Genomic DNA, 16,863 nt, shown 5'->3' with positions numbered 1-16,863 from the left:
GGAAATAGCTCAACTGCAATGGTAACAGTTAAAGTAGTGGAAAAAGAAGAGGAGAAAGATACAGAAGCACCAGTAATAACAGCGAAGCAAATTGTAACCGTACATGTAGGAGATAGCTTAAATGCAGGTGATTTAGTAGAAGTAAAAGATAATAAAGACCCAAATCCAGTAGTTACAGTAGGTGCATATGATACAAGCAAGGCAGGAGAAATTCAAGTAACAGTAACGGCAACAGATGCATCAGGAAATAGCTCAACTGCAATGGTAACAGTTAAAGTAGTGGAAAAAGAAGAGGAGAAAGATACAGAAGCACCAGTAATAACAGCAAAACAAGGTGTAACCGTACATGTAGGGGATAAATTAAGTCCAGAAAGTTTAGCGAGTGTAAAAGATAATAAAGATCCAAACCCAATAGTAACAGTGGGAGCGTATGATACAAGTAAGCCAGATACAATATCAGTTCAAGTAACGGCAACTGATAAAGCAGGAAACAGCTCAACTGAAACAGTGAATGTGGTAGTTCTTGAGAAAGAAAAGCCAGAGCAGAAACCAGAACAGAAGCCAGAACAGAAGCCAGAGCAGAAACCAGAACAGAAAACAGCAGAAACAACATCTAAAGAGCAGGGAAATGGATTGCTTGCATCAAATTCTAATGATGTAGCGAAATAAGATTTTAGCAAAATGATAATTTAGTAAAAGTAAAGAATCTCAACTACTAGTTTTATTTAGAACCAAGAGATAGGTATTTAGCATATGCATATCAATAATAATTATATAATGTTACACATTATATAGACGAAAAAGAAGAGGCTAGATAAAGCAAAAAGTATATGCTTTATCTAGCCTTTTTTGTACTACATATGACCTCATTTACTACAACTAGGTGTTTATTTTTTTATTTAAATCATTTGAGACCCAATATACAGCATCTACCAAGTTAGTTGCTATGTAATCTGGTTCAATACCTTTCCATTTATCACGATGAATAGTTAAAGAGCTTACTCCCCAACCTGTTTTAACTAAAATCTTTTTAGTCCCTGCTTTAGATGCTGATAACATATCAGAACTACCTGTATCACCAATAACATAACATTTTTTAAGATTTAAATTATACATTTTTTCGGCTTTCACCAATAGACCAATATTAGGTTTTGGGCACTCACACCCATCTTCTGGTTTATGAGGACAGTAGAATATATCATCTAAAAATGCAGAGTGCTTTGCTAAATCTTCCTTTAACTTCTCAAATCCTTCTAATAATTCAGATTCAGTAAAGTAACCCCTACCAACTCTTGTTTGGTTTGTAAAAAGGAATACTTTAACACCCAAATCATTAAGGAGTTTTATAGATTGAGGTGAAAAATCATACATTGAAAACTCAAATGGATGCACGCCACCGCCTGTTCCGCCAATTGTTCCATCACGGTCTATAAAAACACCTACCACGATTACCCCCCTAATAATATATTTCTCTTTTTAGCAATTTTAAGCTTTATCTTATTAAGCTAACTGGAAATTTTGTTTTGTAAAATGATAATAAAGTTATTTAATTTAGATATAAAAAATACAAGAGCCTTGCTACATTGTATTGTAGTAAAGTTCTTTAAGGTTGTTTAATTCCTATCCATTTAAAGGTGTTTGCAATCAAAACGCAATAATAAAGTTTTTAAAATCTAGTTCAACTAAAGCACCTGTTAGTTGAATAACTTACCTATACTGTTTCGGATCTTTTTCTCTTCTAATTGGACCATTATGAGCAATACTCCATTCAACAACTCGGTCAGTAATTCTATCATATAAATCGTCTTCAAGATAAGGATTTTCATAATCGAGTAATGTTTTAATATCAAATTTAATTTCTTCTAAAGAATTGCTTTCGAAGGTTTTACTGTCATTTAAAATATCCCAAATGTATTCACAAAAACGCTCAAGGCCCTCATCCCAATTACCATTCCCATTGTTTTGTGCTTCATATCGAAGCTTTTCTACTGCTCTTATTAGTTCACCTTCGATAGTGTCTGATTGACCATTCTTTGGAACTTGGTTTTTCCAAATGTTTTTAGCTTCTTCAAAGTATTTCATAATAGCCTCCTTGAAAATCCTTTCGCTCTTTTTATAAAACATGTACTTTAATAACAATTTCCTTTTAATAAATTATAGCATTCCTTATTGAACTATCCTGCACCGTTAGGTCAATAAGAATTAAACAATTTTATTATTTTTCAAAGGACTTTATTGTAAATTGAACAACTTTATTATCTCTTAACATTAAAGGGCTTATAGCGTAGAACCACCTTGCCTTCTATATTATTCAAAGGTACAAACCCTATTTCTTTAAATCGGCTGTCTAAACTTTCCTCGCGATTATCTCCTAATACAAAAATTGTATCATTCGGAACCCTATCGAAACCGTAAATACTTTTTAAAGAAAAATCAGCTGTCTTACCTTTTGCGTATAGATCTTTTACCACAAGTCCATTTATATAAAGCTGCTGTGATTTATATTCTATTGTATCTCCAGGTAAACCAATTACTCTTTTTATAATGGTTTTATTATTAGAAGTGTTTTCTAGTGGGGAATTAACAACAACTATATCAAATCTTTGCAAATCTTCTATTGAATGGTTGAAGTGATTAATTAAAACCTTGTCATTATTAAATAAAGAGTTTTCCATAGAAACCCCAGAAACCTTATATGGAAAAAAAACGAATTGTCTTAGTAAAAGTAAGGTAACGCCAATTATAAATATTAATATTGGAAAAATAGAGATTAGACGTTTTTTCAATTGTAAATCAAACTCCATTCTGAGGGTTTATAATATTTATCATAACATAAATTTAATGGATTAAATATTCTGAAGATTGTTGTTTTTGCAGGTGTAATTTGTTAAAATTAAGTATACCTTTTTTTAATTTCAATTTTTTATATCCATAACTACTATAGCCCTTTCGGGGTTTCGATTTTCAAAGATAGTTTAAGTTTTTTACTTTTACTTTCTTTTTAAATATAACTCCGAAAAGGGCTTTTTTGCGTTTTTTGGAGAACATCACATTGTGAAAGGATGAAGATTTTATGAAGATCAAAAGATTATTTTTAGTATTAGGCGTTTTAGCTACGATGTTTGTTTTTTATAACACCTTTATAAAGGATGAACCTCAAACAGATGCTTTAACTCCAATTAAAGTAGAAGATTTGAAACAAAAAATTCAATACGATTATTTGTTTGAAGATGAATTATCACAAAATGTGATTAATGACTTAGGAGGACAATTCAAATTAATATTTGATGATATTGATAAGAATGGCCACTTAACCATTTATCAAAATAAAAAAGAACTAGAAATGTTTTTAGGAAATCATGTAACTACTGCAGAATTAGCTGATGAATTCACATCAAACTATTTTAGTACAAATAAGAACTACAAAGTTACTTATAAAAGTAAACCAAGTCTATTTAATTATGAAGAACCAAGAACTGTTACAAAAGTAAAAAAAGGATTGTTTTTGGTAAAACAAAACGACTTAATTCTGGAATTTAAATATGTACCAGAAATAGATGGATTTCGAATTTCTGAGATTACATATTTAAAATAAAAAAATAATAGGAGGAATTTATTATGATACAAATTAGAACTGTTATTGCTGATGCGTTAAGAATTGATGATGAAGTGAATGGTTTTTTGAAGTATTGTGCTAATCATGGGGAAATAGTTAAAAAAATAACACCAAGCGGGTTCATGGAACGTGAACAAGGCCAACCGCTTTTGGTTATGGTAATTGAATATGAAGAGAAAAATTAACTGCAGTTATGAAAAAGATGAGGATTAATTCCTTGTCTTTTTTATTTTCTAATTCTAAGGAAGGTGGATATATCGACAATGAAAATAATAAAAAAATGGCCGTCTTTAATAACAAAGAATTCTTTGTTAGAAATGAATAATCGAGAATCAGATGTGGCGGATTTAATGGTCCCATATTATTATTTCTTATTTAAGCGTAAGGTATTGTGGTTAGTACGTGAGACAGGAACTAGAATAATAAACTTATACAACTATGAAAATGAAGAGGATAAAAAAGTAGCATTTGAAATACTGGAATTCTATATTTATCAAAAATGTAGTGTAATTTATAGCATAATTGATGGGGGATTGAAAAAATTAAATAACAATCAGGCTTTAGAATTATTAGAAAGTGTTAAGATATCAAAGGATTTGATTTGTTAACTTGAGAAAGTTAAATAACAAAATAAATTTTCTGAATTTAAAGATAAAACAAACTTCAATGTGATATAATTTAGTTGCATTTTTATCTTTTTCTTTTTTATATCACTAATTACTTATAACCTTTCGGGTTAATGAAATTACACAAAAAGGAACTTTATGTTACTTTATTTCATTGTGTAAACAATTCATTTTCCTGGAAGGTTATTTGTTTTTGCCTGAAAGGGGTGATGCTATGTTATAGCAACTAATTATTAAATAGAAACTGCTGCTGCAATGTCAAAAGTTTTACGAAAAGGGGTGCATATTATGTTGGTTACAGTAATTGTGTCAGTTGTGGCTGGTATGGTCTCAGGATTGGCTAGTCATTACATCACAAACAAAAAGTTTTTGTTGTCTCGTAAAAGCAAGCTTGCATTTCACCCGGGTTTCTTGGGAGAGATGTTTGTAGGCAGTATTGCTTCACTCGTTGGTGTTGCAATGTTTAACCCTGAAACAATGATGGATATTCTTAAGGTGAGTATTCTTGCTGGGATTTCAGGGCAAGCTTTCCTGCTGCACAATCGCTTGGCAACGGAACAAGTAAAAACCGACGAGATTCAGTCGATTTCAAAGAAATTGAACGAACTCGAAAAAAAGAATAAGGAATAATAGAGGAGTAATCTGGTATAAATAGAAATAGAGAGATGAGGAGATTTGGTTATGTAACGGCCAAATAAAGAGAGTTGAGTTGAGGTGAGCCCGATGTCTCGAAAGGAAGTTTTTGATTATCTAGATGATCAAGAAAAGGAAGATTTAGCAGAATGGACAGAAGAGCTTAAAAATGCTCAATCTACGAAAGCAGTTAAACTTTATTCAAGTAAGATAAAGGAACTGCTAGGAAAGATTGAACAACGAATGATTAGTTCAGGAGAGGAAGCAGCGACGGTTAGCTTCTAATTGAATAGCAAGAAATAGAAAAGCTGGTGGGGGATTTATCCATCAGCTTTTCTTTATTATTAAAAAAATTATGAGGAGTGTTTACTATGAGTACAGATTTATTACAACAATTATTAGAGGTTGATCAAAAAGCAAGAGAACAAGAAAGAATTCGTTTAATACAAAACTTTTTCAATTTAGGTGTTTCAATTAAAATCATAGCGGAAGCAACTTCAGTAAGTGTAGAGGATGTAAAAAGAATAATTAAATAGTAAATGTATAAGGTTAAAAAATTGTTTAATGCCCTATTTAAATATAAGTATTGAGTCAATGTATTCATCTCAAAGCGTAAAAAAAAGACACAATGGATAGTGTCTTTTTTACGTTGACATGCTATGAAAGAAAATGTAGTTATTAATCAAAGTTTGTTGGACTCTTCTAGGTTGATATTAGTATAACATTATCATCAGTAATTTTTAATATGTTATGGTTAAAGTCATGTTTTTTCTTCCTATATATAGTGCATAATTTGAGATTGTATAATGTTTTTCCATAAATCCTCCCTCATTGAAGTAGAAGGAACATCTATATTAGGAGACAAAAAAGGAATATTTTTATAATACAACCAGATTTTATAGTAAAATAGGTCTCATGGTATAAATGTACAATTTAGATATTTGCCCAATGAACCAAATGATTTTAGAACTGAGAAAGACCTTAAAATAAATAAGTTATATATTTTAAGACAGTAATGCTTCAAGTAGTATAAATTGCAACTTCAATAACTTAAATGATTTAAGATTCACACTATATAAAAGTTAAAGTATACGATTAAGGAAAAAAAAGGATTTGCAGTGTGCTGCATATTTAGGAATTAATCTTACGTAGGGGGTGCTTATATGAAAAGCATGAAAAATGTAATATTGCTAGTAGTATGTTTCATATTTTTAAGTGGTTGTAATTCAAAAAATGAAGCTGAGGTACAAGAATATATAAAAGAAAAGCACGGAATCGATGTTGATATAACAAACTGGGGCTCAATAAACGAGAATAATTTTGGTAACACTTACCATACCGTACAAGAAAAAGATAACAAATATCTAAAGTTTCGAGTAAAGGTACAAGGTTTCCTCTATTCATCTATAGTAGGTGATGAATACAAATATGGGGAAAAAACATATGAGGAATATAAGAAATTTCAACCAACACTAGAAGAAATTAAAAAATTAGGGTACGTGGAAATTGAAGAGGAAAATGCTCTTCAATATTTGTTAGATAATGAAAATCCAGAAGAAGGAAGCCCGACAGATGAATTGCTATTAACTTTGAAAATGAGCAAAGAGATTGACTTTAGTCAATTGGATACCGTAGAATTAGATCGTTTATATGCACTATTTCAACTCATTCAGAAGAATAATAAAAAGATAACAGAACTAGAGATTAAGGATCAAAATGGTAAATCTTTAGGTGGACCTTTTAAAAATGTACAAAATATAATAACAAAAGAAGAACTGTTATTAACAATGAAAACTACAATGTCAGATACCATAAACAAATATTGGGAAGGTTGGATTAGAACGCACACCAAAGCAGTAGATAGATTATATGAATTGCAAAATGATCGATTTCAAATTAAAGGTATTACTTATATAAGTTCGGATCATGAGGGACTTCGAGAATATATAGTGATTTTAAAATTTAATAGCGACGGTATATTTGAAAACAATCCTCCATTAATTGAGGATTTAATCAAAGTAACCAAAATACTTAAAGAAGAACTGTATAATAAAAATTATGCCATTGATTTAACCAATAAGACTGGAACATTATATACAGGTTGGTTATCATCAAAAGAAATTAAAGAAGCGAATAACATTGAAGATCTTGTAAAAGAGGGGTTTCCTACGAATTAAATGTAAAGTCCTAATTATGTTTGTTATTTGAAGTGAATGCACAATATTTCGAAGTCCCAACCCATGCCCAACTACGTAATAATTTTATAACAACCCAGGCTAAAAATCTCATGTATTTTAGATAGAAAAGGGCTTATATTTTCGTTTTGAAGCATTTACTTTACATAGCTTGCTGGTGATGTAGTGCTATCTCTTTATGTTATTATTAATTGCACTAGGAGCATAGGAACGTTATAATAATCCCTAATTACATATAATGAGGTGCAGAAAATGAATAAAACAGAATTAACAAAAGTAGTTGCGGATAAAGCAGAACTTACACAAAAGGATGCTGCTACAGCAACACAAGCTGTATTAGACGCTATAATAACAGCTCTTGCAAATGAAGAGAAAGTACAGATTCTTGGATTCGGTACATTTGAAGTACGTGAAAGATCTGCACGAACAGGTCGTAACCCGCAGACAGGTGAAGAAATGCAAATTGCTGCCTCAAAGGCACCTGCATTTAAAGCTGGAAAAGAATTGAAAGAGGCAGTGAAATAAGTATCCTAAGAGAAAAAGGATCTGATACTCATATCGGATCCTTTTTATTTGTAATACACCAATTTCTAATTTAAAGTGTAAAAGGACAATAAATCTACTGAATTTTTAAAACCAAACACAAGCATAACCCCGTTCTAATTTAAGGACGGGGTTAAAATATAGTTGTTTCTATAGTGTTTTAAGAAAAGATTGTACTTTTTAATAGACTACATGCTACTGAATTAAGTGAATAATTCTTTGTGATAATTCAACTTAAAATTCTATTCTTTATTTTTTTTCGCTGCGTAATCACCATAAAAGTAAGTGTTCTCTAACTCACCGTATTTAGGAGAAGCAATTATAGTGTATTTACCATTTTCATCAACTTCAAACAAAGCTACATTATTATATTCCGATCCCCCATTTGAATCATCTACTAACATATCTATGTTGTATATCCCTTTTGTTAATACTCCACTTTTTTGAAAGTCCTCAATTAGATCTTGGGCCTTTGGAATAGTTTTAGACATGTCAAATTTAAATAGAAAATTTACTACACCTAAATACCTGACATTATAATTTTCACGTCGGGGGTCACTTGGTATTAATGTAGGTAAAAGTTTAGTAGTATCTATCTTTTGGGTCTTTTTAAAATCATCAAGTAGTTCTTGAGAATAAATTATATTAAACTCAAGGTTGTCGTAAGGAAATACATAAACAGGACCATTCTCTACCGAAATAAATTTATTAGGATATTTCACTAATCCATATTTTTTTATGATTTGTTCAATTACTTGAACTACTTCTGGATGTTGCTCAATATATGCACCCTTGAATTGTTCAAGATAGATATCGTCACTTTCATCTTCTAAAATTTTAAAGGTATATTTTTCAATCATTAAGAATGGATACGTTCGATATGGCTTTTTCATTTCTACATAAGTTTGATGGTCAACCCCTTGAAACCAATAATTATCTGTCTCAACAACAGAAAACCCACCTTGTATTCCATAGTTTGTTTTTAAATATTCTTGTATTGGTTGATTCAGATCATCTTTAGAGAAATTAGAGAAACATCCACTAAGAATTAGGATTGGTGTACTTACTAAGATGAATTGAATCAATCTTTTAATACTCTTCATTTTTCACCCTACATTTCTTAAATTTTAATAATATTATAACATTTTTCATTCAACTAAACTGCCACGTTGGCATAAGTACACTTCTTTACAATCTTAACGAAACAATTAAACGACTTTATTGTAAATTAAACAACTTTATTATCTCTGTACATATTCATCTAAATTTACACAAAATTGTCCTTGCTAGTGGTACAATTAGGATAACAGAGGAATATTATGGAATATATTAATCAACTTTATGTGATACTGTATTTTACAATCGGTATTGCAATATTCTCATTTTTCAATTCTGATTCACCAAAAACAAAGGATAAAAATCTAACATTTATAATGGTCAGTTTAGGGGTAAATCTATGCACAATTCCAGTGGCTTTATTTATAGGTGTGATGGCAACAGATTCTCCATATAGTACTGGACTTGATTTTTGGGGAGGATTTCTCTTTATTCAGGGAATACCGCTGCTCCTACTACTTGCAGCTTTTTTGAAGTTTGCACTAACAAAGAAAACAAAACAAGTATAGAAGTACATAATGAATAGGTGGATGCCTTTTTAGAGGAGAGATCCACCTTTTTCTTGCTATCGATAATGAGACGTTATGTTAACCTCACATGAATACCCTATTCATGCAAATTTGCACAAAATTGTCTTTGCTGATGTTACAATCAAAATCATGGAGGGATATTATGTTAATTTTTTATGTAATACCATTTTTTCTTATATCCGGTACTTCAATATTTTTATTTTTCATGTCTGTTTCACCAAAAATTAAGGCTAAAAATCTATCATTGATAATAATCTGTTTAGCGATAAATCTACTCACAATTCCAATTTCTTGTTTGGTAGGTTCGTTTGTTTCTTATACAAATGAGGCGTCAACAGAATTTACATATAATAATCCACTTTATTTTTGGAAAGGATTTTTCTTTATTCAAATAATACCGCTTTTCGTGCTATTTGTGGCTTTGATATGGTGGTTTATCCGTAAGGGCAAAGAAAAAATCGACACATAGAATTTTAAAATGACTTCGGCTAACGATAATTATGTAAATAAGCTGTTTATATGGACAGCTTATTTTACTTTTCCGCATAGCGTAGGTTATTTAGCAAAATGCTGACGGTATCCCATGGAACATAAAAAAGTAACAAAATACTAAACTTTAGAAGTTAAATAAAGAATAATTAAAAAAGTATCTGGAGTGAGATACTCTATAATTGTAATACATATTATAAAAATTATTAGAACACTCAAAATTTATTGTGAGAATAGACGTTTTTTATATCCAATTTTCGTAATTTATGTTATGGTTTCATATGTTAATTACTTACATTTTTTAGGGGGAGGGGTATAAGGATTTGAAAGTAAAGAATCTAATATTATTAACATTTTCACTTATGTTAGTAGCAGGGTGTACTACAAAAGAAAAACAAGTAGATAGTAAAATTTCTATTGAGCAAAATAAGAAAGAAGACTATGAAGAAAACTTAGCCTATCTGATGAAAGAGGTTTCTGAACAGTCCAAGGTCGTAAGTGACATATTAACAGGCCAAAAGTCGGTAGAAGAGAAGAAGAAAGAATTTGATTTAGCTTCTAAGGACTTACTTGAAACATCAGAAAAGGTTAAAAAATTAAAGCATGACGAAAAGTATAAAGATGTGCAATTTACAATGGATACTGCTATGGGTTTACTAGATATGTCACTTAAATCAATTGGTGACGGTCTAGAATTAAAAGATAGAAAATTAATAGAAATAGGTAATGATGCAGTAGTTAAGGCTTCTAAGAAGATAGACGAAGCAAACGAGATGATGAAAGACATCAAATAGAAAGATAAATTAAGACAGTGGTAATTTTGTTATCTTCTGAACTACTAGAAAATGAGTTCGAAGAAAGTAGGAAAAGATATGAAACGAAAGGCACTAAAACTTGCTTTACCCTTCATGCTATTAATAGGAGGAGTTGGTTGTGGAAGTAATGCAATAGATGAAGAGGACACTATTGTTTCGAAAGAAGATGCAGAAAAGGAAGACATTTATGCAGGAAATCTACTCCAATTAAATAAAGAGTTTAATACTATTATTGAAGATCTAGCTATAGCTGAGGAAAAGGGGTATCGTTCTGAATCATCCAAAGCTGAGTTTGAAGAGAAATTTAAACAAGCAAAGTCAGTTACAGCACAAATGAGAAGATTAGCACCAAGCTCAAAATACAAAGATGCCCATAAAAAGGTATCTCAAGCAACTACAGCGTTAGATAAATCTTTTAATAAGCAATTAGACGCTATTAAACAAGAAGATTCAAGTAAACTTAAAGAAGCTACAGACAGTATGAATGAACCATTTGACAAGTATTTAGAGGGGATAAGTGATGTAAACGATATATATTTAAAAGAGATTGAAGATATTGCTGAAACATTAGGAAAATAGGTAAAATAAACGATATTCGTAGTGGCGAATAAATGGAAACAAATAAAAAAGTGGAAAGAATAGAAAAAGCATTTTAAAACAAAGGGGTATATGTCAATGAAACGTAAGATTTTATCTTTTTTAGTAGTTCCAATGTTAATGTTAACTGGGGTTGGATGTGAGACAAAGGTTAAGAAAGATGAAGCAATGGAAGCTTCTGTTAAACAGAATAAAAAAGAAGACTTCAGTAAGAATCTAGAATATTTAATGAAAGATTTCTCCGAACAATCTAAAGAAATAGACGGTATTGTAAAAAGTAGCAAGTCAATGAAGAAAAAGTCAGAAAAGTTAAAAGAAGTATCTAAACCTTATTTAGAGTTAGTGGACAAAATAAGTAAGTTAGAGTATGAAGAAAAAGATCACCCAGTACAACATAATGTAGGTGTAGCGATGATTCATGTAAAAGATGGAGTGGCAATCATACAAGAAGGTTTAGATAAGGGTAAAGAAAATGAAGTTGATGCTGGGGTTGAAAGATTAGAGACTGCTTCTAAGTTAATTGATAAAGCAAACAAAGAATTGAAAAAATCTAAGTAACCTAACTATAGGGGAGTGTGTTATATCTATAGGCTATCCTATAATTAATGGATCCTAAAGCTTCATACATAATAAAAATACCGGCTCTAATAAGAACCGGTATTTTAAATGGTATTATTTCGAAGCACTTATTTTACTAAGTAAAATAAGTGTATAGTCTAATTACTATCAATAATCCGTAGGTAACATCATAATAAAACTTTTACCGTTATCAATAATCCATATACGGTGTGCTAATGGAAGTTTATCCACTTTTACATTCGTTTTGGAACGTATTTCAAAACCTGGACTTTCTGGTTGATAATTTAATACCAAATAATTATCTTCCAATTGTAAATCAAAGATGTGTTTATAGCTTAATATAGAATTGTTTCTTAAAATTATTTGTGTTTTAAAAAAATCCCAAATGCTTTTAGTTATTATTGAAGGAAGAATTTTATCTATACTTGCAGTTCCATAACTATGACGGTAAATATTACGTATTTTCATATTGTATCCTCCTTTTCAAAACCAAAGGAGATTGAAACATTTAAGGATAAATCTAATGATGGTACATGTAAATTACCCCATGTATCTAATGGATCATGCCCATCTATAACATATCTTTCCTCAATTCTCGCTAAATAATAGTTTTCATTTCCAATGCAATTTAGCCAATAAAATAATAGTAAAATGGATTCGCTATTTTTAGTATCGTTTATGTTTTCTCCTAGTTCCTCTGGCATATCCCACTTAAAGTCCGTCCAATGCCATAACAGACCGTGTGGCAGTGTATTTTTTGTTTTTGCCTGATTCAGTAATTCGTGCACTTTTTCTACTGATTCAGAATTAGTTAATATTTCATTCATAGATCTTAATAAATCTGAATGCCTTATAATTAACACAACATTTGCCATGTGCTTAATACCTCCTAAAGTGTACTTCATAAAATTTCACGTACCATATGTTTAATATATTTTTAAAAATATGGTAATCAAGGGAATGCTGTCCTTGAAAGGACGGAAATATCATTTAGAATTTCACACGTAATTACGTAAAACATAATCACAATCGCTACATATATCCTTATATGATTTACCGTGTATGGTTTTCTTTTCAAATAGTTCAATTGTCTCGACATAATAGGAACAATTTGTACATTTTTTAAAGTGTAAATCCAGTTAATCGGTAGTTAGTTTATTTTTATACAGCCAAATAGCTACATCAAATTGTATTAGTTTTTGATTCTTGAAAATTTCATAGTAGGAGTTTGATAATTATAATTTATCATTTTAGGCAAGAAGACTCCTTCCTCAAGGAACGCGAAGTGAGTAGGTGGGAGATGAATTGGCTTCAGACAAGGGATGGCAGGAAGCCACCTTAATTGTTCGACATTCATAAACTGTTACTTCACTACATATCGAATGTATGTTTGTTGTATAATAGACACATATCGAAATGGGGGTGAAAGGAATAATGATCAATAAAGCATATAAATTTCGTATCTATCCAAATAAAGCACAAGCGACCCTAATCAATAAAACGATTGGTTGCTCTCGTTTTGTATTCAACCACTTCCTATCTCTATGGAATAATGCATACAAAGAAACAGGAAAAGGTTTAACATATGGTACATGCTCTGCCAAACTCCCTGCCATGAAGAAAGAGTTTGTTTGGCTAAAAGAAGTGGATAGTATTGCGATTCAGTCGTCTGTTCGCAACCTTGCGGATGCTTATACACGCCTTCTCAAAAAACAAAACAATGCCCCCCGTTTCAAATCTAAGAAGAACAACGTACAATCTTACACCACAAAACAAACAAATGAAAACATTGCCGTTGTAGGAAACAAAATGAAATTGCCAAAACTAGGTCTTGTTCGATTTGCCAAAAGTCGTGAAGTAAAGGGACGTATTTTAAATGCTACGGTTAGACGGAACCCTTCTGGTAGATACTTTGTGTCATTGTTAGTTGAAACAGAGGTGCAAGAACTTCCGAAAACAAATTCTTACATTGGAATGGATGTGGGACTAAAAAATTTCGCCATTTTGTCAGATGGAACAATCTATAAAAATCCGATGTTTTTTCGATTATTAGAAGAGAAGTTGGCAAAAGAACAACGTGTTCTTTCTAGAAGAACGAAAGGCTCTTCTCGCTGGAATAAACAGCGGGTAAAAGTAGCTAGAATCCATGAATACATGACAAAAGCTAGAAAAGATTACTTGGACAAAATCTCGACTGAAATCATCAAGAACCACGATGTTATTGGTATAGAGGATTTGCAAGTATCGAAGATGTTAAAGAATCATAATTTAGCAAAAGCAATTAGTGAAGTATCATGGTCTCAGTTTCGAACTATGCTGGAATATAAGGCAAAATGGTACGGCAAACAAATCATTGTCGTATCGAAAACATTTGCTTCAAGCCAATTATGTTCTTGTTGTGGATATCAAAACAAAGACGTTAAAAATCTAAACTTACGTAAATGGGACTGCCCTTCTTGTCTTACACACCATGATAGAGATATTAACGCAAGTATCAATCTAAAGAATGAAGCGATAAGGCTTCTAACCGCAAGGACTGTGGAGATAGCCTAATAAATTAGAGTTCGATAGAACTCTTTACTTAGGAATCCCCCTCTTCTAAACGAAGTGAAAGTGGGGGTAGTTCAAAAGAAGTAAATATGAAAAAGTTAGAGAATTATCTTAGTTATTAAATAGATTCTGCCTATACTTTAAGTAGAGCCCAATTTATTAAATTTAAATAGTTTATATGTTCATATATAGAATTTTGAAGGGGGTAAATTGTAAATGATTCCAACGTCAACATATGTGGCTAAATGGGTATTAGATGACTTAACACTTGCATCAAGACCAAATCAGGGGATCAAACTAAGTACATTTAAAAAGTTAGAAAAACTTTATGTAGAATACAGAGAAATGATTGAGGGAGATACTAGCTTTGAAATTACGCATTATCTGCTAGAGTTTATCAATCCACATAATCTTTTTGTAGTAAGAGATGGTTACTATATATTTGATAATAAAACAATGAAATTTATTAAAGTATCGGACGATATTCATTTTTCAAATCAAAGCTTAGCGTATTGTAATAATGGCGTTGCAGTGGATTTAATAAACGGAAAAATGCATTTTTTAGAAGGGCAGTATTATAAAGTTAAGACCTCATATGTTGATTTATTAAAAGGTGAAACTATCCCTGTAATAGTACTAAGCCATTTAGATAATAATGTTGGAGTATCAGTACCTTTGACAATGTTTAATGAGGAAAGAACTTTTAAAATTTCAGAGAGTTATATAGTGGATCTTACCTCAAAGAATTGTAACAATGAGAGTGAATTTAGTGAAAAGGGGAACGTAATACGATTTCTAAAACCTTCTATTGTGTAGTTAAGTATATATGTTAATTAAATTCATAATGAATTTAAGAGGGTGAAAAAATTGTCTTTTGAAATGTGTACAGCCTTTCGAGGTAAAGTAATTATAAAGGATGAATATAAAGGAGTGGTGGAATTAATAAATACAGGAAGCTAGGAAGAAGCTGGTTTAAAGTTTCCGTTCGTTAAAGAATATCTAAAAGTTAATCATAGTAAAGACATTCCATTTACAAAGAAACAGATAAATGAAGCATTAGCAGAAGATGATTTTCTATATATGAGGTGGCACATAGGAAACTGGGAAGAAGAGAAAGAGTATTATACAAATTTAAAAAATAATGAATGGTCATTTATAGCCAATCTAAAGAACTACAGAGATACTGAACATAACGTGGCACCTATTACATTATTTATGGATGTGATTTTAAAAGAAGTAGCAGAACAAATTATAAAGCTGGAAGCTTGGTATGGTGAAGCTGATGAACCAGAAGAATATGTTTTTATTAATAATGAATTTATTAAGAAGTTCTAGCAGTAATGAAATATTGCTGCTTTTTTATTTCTTAATACACTAAAATTATTGTTGTTGGCTTCATATATATTCATTTATAATAGAATGTGGAAAATTGCACACTGCAATAATAAAGATTTTTAGTATATAAGAGCTGGGAGCAGCTCTTTTTATTTTGTTCAGGGGGAGTGTGAAAGAAAAAAGTTTATGTTAGTGGCGAAGTTAAATGATCTAATAGAAAATAAAAAATTAGAATTAGTAGAACTGGTAAATAAACATGGCTTTAGTCATACGAAAGTCCTCCATTTAAGCCAGGAAATTGATAAATTAATTAATAAATATATGATTATAAAAAAGGAACCCTATTATAGTAGGGTTCAAAGGGAACAGATACATAAAATAAATAAAGAGAATAATTTAATTATATAAGAAATTTCATACTGTAATATTGAGAAAGTGTAAAACATTAATTAATTATTTTCGTTTGAAAAGTGATGTGATTACTATTTTAAAATTAAGAACAGAGTTAATAGATAAAGCTGTTTAACGAATTAAGTTAACAGAAGACAATATAGTTAGTAAACAGAGAGCAGAACTTACATTAAATTTTATATAAAAAGTTACTAGAAATGAATGAACCTGGGCAATTTAGGTGGTGTGATAATTGAACAAGTTAGAAAAATTCTCTAAAGTCTTTGTAATCTTTTTTATTTTGTATGTGATATTACTTATATTTTCTCCAAGTAGAATAGTAGGGAGGTCAGCTATCCAAAAAGATGACATAAAATTACACGTATACGCACAAGCCACTACGGGAGTACCTCAAAAAATAAGTAAAAGTGATTTAGCTATATTAAAAGAAAAAGTTAAAGATACATATCCTAATGTAAAATCTACGGACATTGAGCTTGAAGGTGATACACCTTTCCTTCATGTTGATGATCCAGCTTATATAGGAGAATTTACTGTATACGGAAAAGTTATAGGTACAAAATTAAATGAAACATCGAGAGAAAATACAGTTGCAGTTTTAAAAGTTTCATATTGGGATATGCCTATGATTCGATACTTGTTTTATGAAGACTCTGTCGTAAGGCTATCTATTATAATTTTGTTACCTATATTTTTTGTTGCACTTTGCATCCTTTGTTTATGTTCTAAAAAAAGAGACCGATCGTAATAGTGGTCTTATCCCTGTCAAGTAGACAGTATTAAAAAGACTAAGCAGCCATCGAGATTCGATATTCTACCGGAGCTCGA

Annotated in this window: 23 protein-coding genes and 2 pseudogenes; 19 read left to right on the top strand and 6 right to left on the bottom strand. The window is 30.8% G+C overall.

The annotated features are described in order from the left end of the window. A pseudogene (locus tag JDS82_RS28555) lies at positions 1-669 on the top strand (adhesin); the annotation flags it as partial. 210 nt (positions 670-879) lie between these two features. Here JDS82_RS28555 and JDS82_RS28550 read toward each other — a convergent pair. The 3 genes from JDS82_RS28550 to lepB form a co-directional block, all read right to left on the bottom strand. After that, the gene (locus JDS82_RS28550) at positions 880-1,446 is read right to left on the bottom strand and encodes an HAD-IIIA family hydrolase (RefSeq protein ID WP_179866410.1); all 567 of its coding nucleotides are present in this window, start codon (positions 1,444-1,446) and stop codon (positions 880-882) included. Positions 1,447-1,707: 261 nt separating this feature from the next. Next, a complete protein-coding gene (locus JDS82_RS28545) occupies positions 1,708-2,082 on the bottom strand; it encodes a hypothetical protein (protein ID WP_060751059.1) in 375 nt (124 codons plus the stop codon). Between the two features lie 173 nt (positions 2,083-2,255). Further along, on the bottom strand, positions 2,256-2,786 hold the full coding sequence (gene lepB / locus JDS82_RS28540; RefSeq protein WP_242474947.1) for a signal peptidase I: 531 nt from the start codon (positions 2,784-2,786) through the stop codon (positions 2,256-2,258). Positions 2,787-3,073: 287 nt separating this feature from the next. On the opposite strand from lepB, the gene JDS82_RS28535 reads away from it, so the two are divergent. From JDS82_RS28535 to JDS82_RS28500, 8 genes are all read left to right on the top strand, one after another. Next, the gene (locus JDS82_RS28535; protein ID WP_199714307.1) at positions 3,074-3,595 is read left to right on the top strand and encodes a peptide ABC transporter ATP-binding protein; all 522 of its coding nucleotides are present in this window, start codon (positions 3,074-3,076) and stop codon (positions 3,593-3,595) included. A 23-nt stretch (positions 3,596-3,618) separates the two neighbouring features. Then, entirely contained in the window at positions 3,619-3,801 is a 183-nt protein-coding gene (locus JDS82_RS28530) for a hypothetical protein (RefSeq protein WP_098058743.1), read from the top strand. A 78-nt stretch (positions 3,802-3,879) separates the two neighbouring features. Then, entirely contained in the window at positions 3,880-4,224 is a 345-nt protein-coding gene (locus JDS82_RS28525; protein ID WP_242474946.1) for a hypothetical protein, read from the top strand. Positions 4,225-4,530: 306 nt separating this feature from the next. Next, on the top strand, positions 4,531-4,872 hold the full coding sequence (locus tag JDS82_RS28520) for a DUF4257 domain-containing protein (protein ID WP_199714306.1): 342 nt from the start codon (positions 4,531-4,533) through the stop codon (positions 4,870-4,872). Between the two features lie 93 nt (positions 4,873-4,965). Beyond that, positions 4,966-5,160: a hypothetical protein gene (locus tag JDS82_RS28515; protein ID WP_000087401.1), complete on the top strand. Its 195-nt coding sequence runs from the start codon at positions 4,966-4,968 to the stop codon at positions 5,158-5,160. 86 nt (positions 5,161-5,246) lie between these two features. Beyond that, a complete protein-coding gene (locus JDS82_RS28510; RefSeq protein WP_199714305.1) occupies positions 5,247-5,411 on the top strand; it encodes a hypothetical protein in 165 nt (54 codons plus the stop codon). Positions 5,412-6,038: 627 nt separating this feature from the next. Further along, on the top strand, positions 6,039-7,052 hold the full coding sequence (locus JDS82_RS28505) for a hypothetical protein (RefSeq protein WP_064473000.1): 1,014 nt from the start codon (positions 6,039-6,041) through the stop codon (positions 7,050-7,052). A gap of 270 nt (positions 7,053-7,322) precedes the next feature. Continuing rightward, on the top strand, positions 7,323-7,595 hold the full coding sequence (locus tag JDS82_RS28500) for an HU family DNA-binding protein (protein WP_064473001.1): 273 nt from the start codon (positions 7,323-7,325) through the stop codon (positions 7,593-7,595). Positions 7,596-7,855: 260 nt separating this feature from the next. Here the strand turns inward: JDS82_RS28500 and JDS82_RS28495 are convergent, their stop codons facing one another. Next, positions 7,856-8,716 carry a hypothetical protein gene (locus JDS82_RS28495; RefSeq protein ID WP_199714304.1) on the bottom strand — a complete coding sequence of 287 codons (861 nt, stop codon included), beginning with the start codon at positions 8,714-8,716 and terminating at the stop codon, positions 7,856-7,858. Between the two features lie 216 nt (positions 8,717-8,932). Between JDS82_RS28495 and JDS82_RS28490 the strand changes: the two genes are divergently transcribed. The 5 genes from JDS82_RS28490 (at position 8,933) to JDS82_RS28475 (ending at position 11,718) form a co-directional block, all read left to right on the top strand. Then, entirely contained in the window at positions 8,933-9,238 is a 306-nt protein-coding gene (locus JDS82_RS28490) for a hypothetical protein (RefSeq protein WP_064473003.1), read from the top strand. A 163-nt stretch (positions 9,239-9,401) separates the two neighbouring features. Continuing rightward, entirely contained in the window at positions 9,402-9,728 is a 327-nt protein-coding gene (locus JDS82_RS29970) for a hypothetical protein (protein WP_064473004.1), read from the top strand. A gap of 343 nt (positions 9,729-10,071) precedes the next feature. Beyond that, entirely contained in the window at positions 10,072-10,542 is a 471-nt protein-coding gene (locus JDS82_RS28485) for a hypothetical protein (protein ID WP_064473413.1), read from the top strand. Positions 10,543-10,620: 78 nt separating this feature from the next. Continuing rightward, positions 10,621-11,142 carry a hypothetical protein gene (locus JDS82_RS28480; protein WP_199714303.1) on the top strand — a complete coding sequence of 174 codons (522 nt, stop codon included), beginning with the start codon at positions 10,621-10,623 and terminating at the stop codon, positions 11,140-11,142. Positions 11,143-11,232: 90 nt separating this feature from the next. Continuing rightward, complete coding sequence (locus tag JDS82_RS28475; RefSeq protein WP_046958049.1) at positions 11,233-11,718, top strand: hypothetical protein; 486 nt, start codon at positions 11,233-11,235, stop codon at positions 11,716-11,718. Positions 11,719-11,886: 168 nt separating this feature from the next. On the opposite strand, the gene JDS82_RS28470 is transcribed toward JDS82_RS28475, so the two are convergent. Continuing rightward, complete coding sequence (locus JDS82_RS28470) at positions 11,887-12,207, bottom strand: DUF960 family protein (RefSeq protein ID WP_199714302.1); 321 nt, start codon at positions 12,205-12,207, stop codon at positions 11,887-11,889. Further along, complete coding sequence (locus JDS82_RS28465; RefSeq protein WP_199714301.1) at positions 12,204-12,614, bottom strand: hypothetical protein; 411 nt, start codon at positions 12,612-12,614, stop codon at positions 12,204-12,206. The genes JDS82_RS28470 and JDS82_RS28465 overlap by 4 nt, the downstream gene beginning before the upstream one ends. Positions 12,615-13,170: 556 nt before the next feature. Between JDS82_RS28465 and tnpB the strand changes: the two genes are divergently transcribed. The 5 genes and pseudogenes from tnpB (at position 13,171) to JDS82_RS28440 (ending at position 16,783) form a co-directional block, all read left to right on the top strand. Beyond that, positions 13,171-14,292 carry an IS200/IS605 family element RNA-guided endonuclease TnpB gene (gene tnpB, locus JDS82_RS28460; RefSeq protein ID WP_088081635.1) on the top strand — a complete coding sequence of 374 codons (1,122 nt, stop codon included), beginning with the start codon at positions 13,171-13,173 and terminating at the stop codon, positions 14,290-14,292. Between the two features lie 213 nt (positions 14,293-14,505). Continuing rightward, positions 14,506-15,105: a hypothetical protein gene (locus tag JDS82_RS28455; protein WP_088081596.1), complete on the top strand. Its 600-nt coding sequence runs from the start codon at positions 14,506-14,508 to the stop codon at positions 15,103-15,105. A gap of 63 nt (positions 15,106-15,168) precedes the next feature. Next, a pseudogene (locus JDS82_RS29965) lies at positions 15,169-15,624 on the top strand (hypothetical protein). A 186-nt stretch (positions 15,625-15,810) separates the two neighbouring features. Beyond that, the gene (locus JDS82_RS30130) at positions 15,811-16,032 is read left to right on the top strand and encodes an aspartyl-phosphate phosphatase Spo0E family protein (RefSeq protein WP_098909628.1); all 222 of its coding nucleotides are present in this window, start codon (positions 15,811-15,813) and stop codon (positions 16,030-16,032) included. Between the two features lie 235 nt (positions 16,033-16,267). Then, positions 16,268-16,783: a hypothetical protein gene (locus JDS82_RS28440; RefSeq protein ID WP_060751925.1), complete on the top strand. Its 516-nt coding sequence runs from the start codon at positions 16,268-16,270 to the stop codon at positions 16,781-16,783. Positions 16,784-16,863: the final 80 nt, after the last annotated feature.

It is taken from the genome of Bacillus cereus group sp. N14 (genome assembly GCF_016483555.1).
Taxonomy (GTDB): Bacteria; Bacillota; Bacilli; order Bacillales; family Bacillaceae_G; genus Bacillus_A; species Bacillus_A wiedmannii.
The sequence above is the reverse complement of the archived record's forward strand: the minus strand, read 5'-3'. Positions and strand labels throughout refer to the sequence as shown.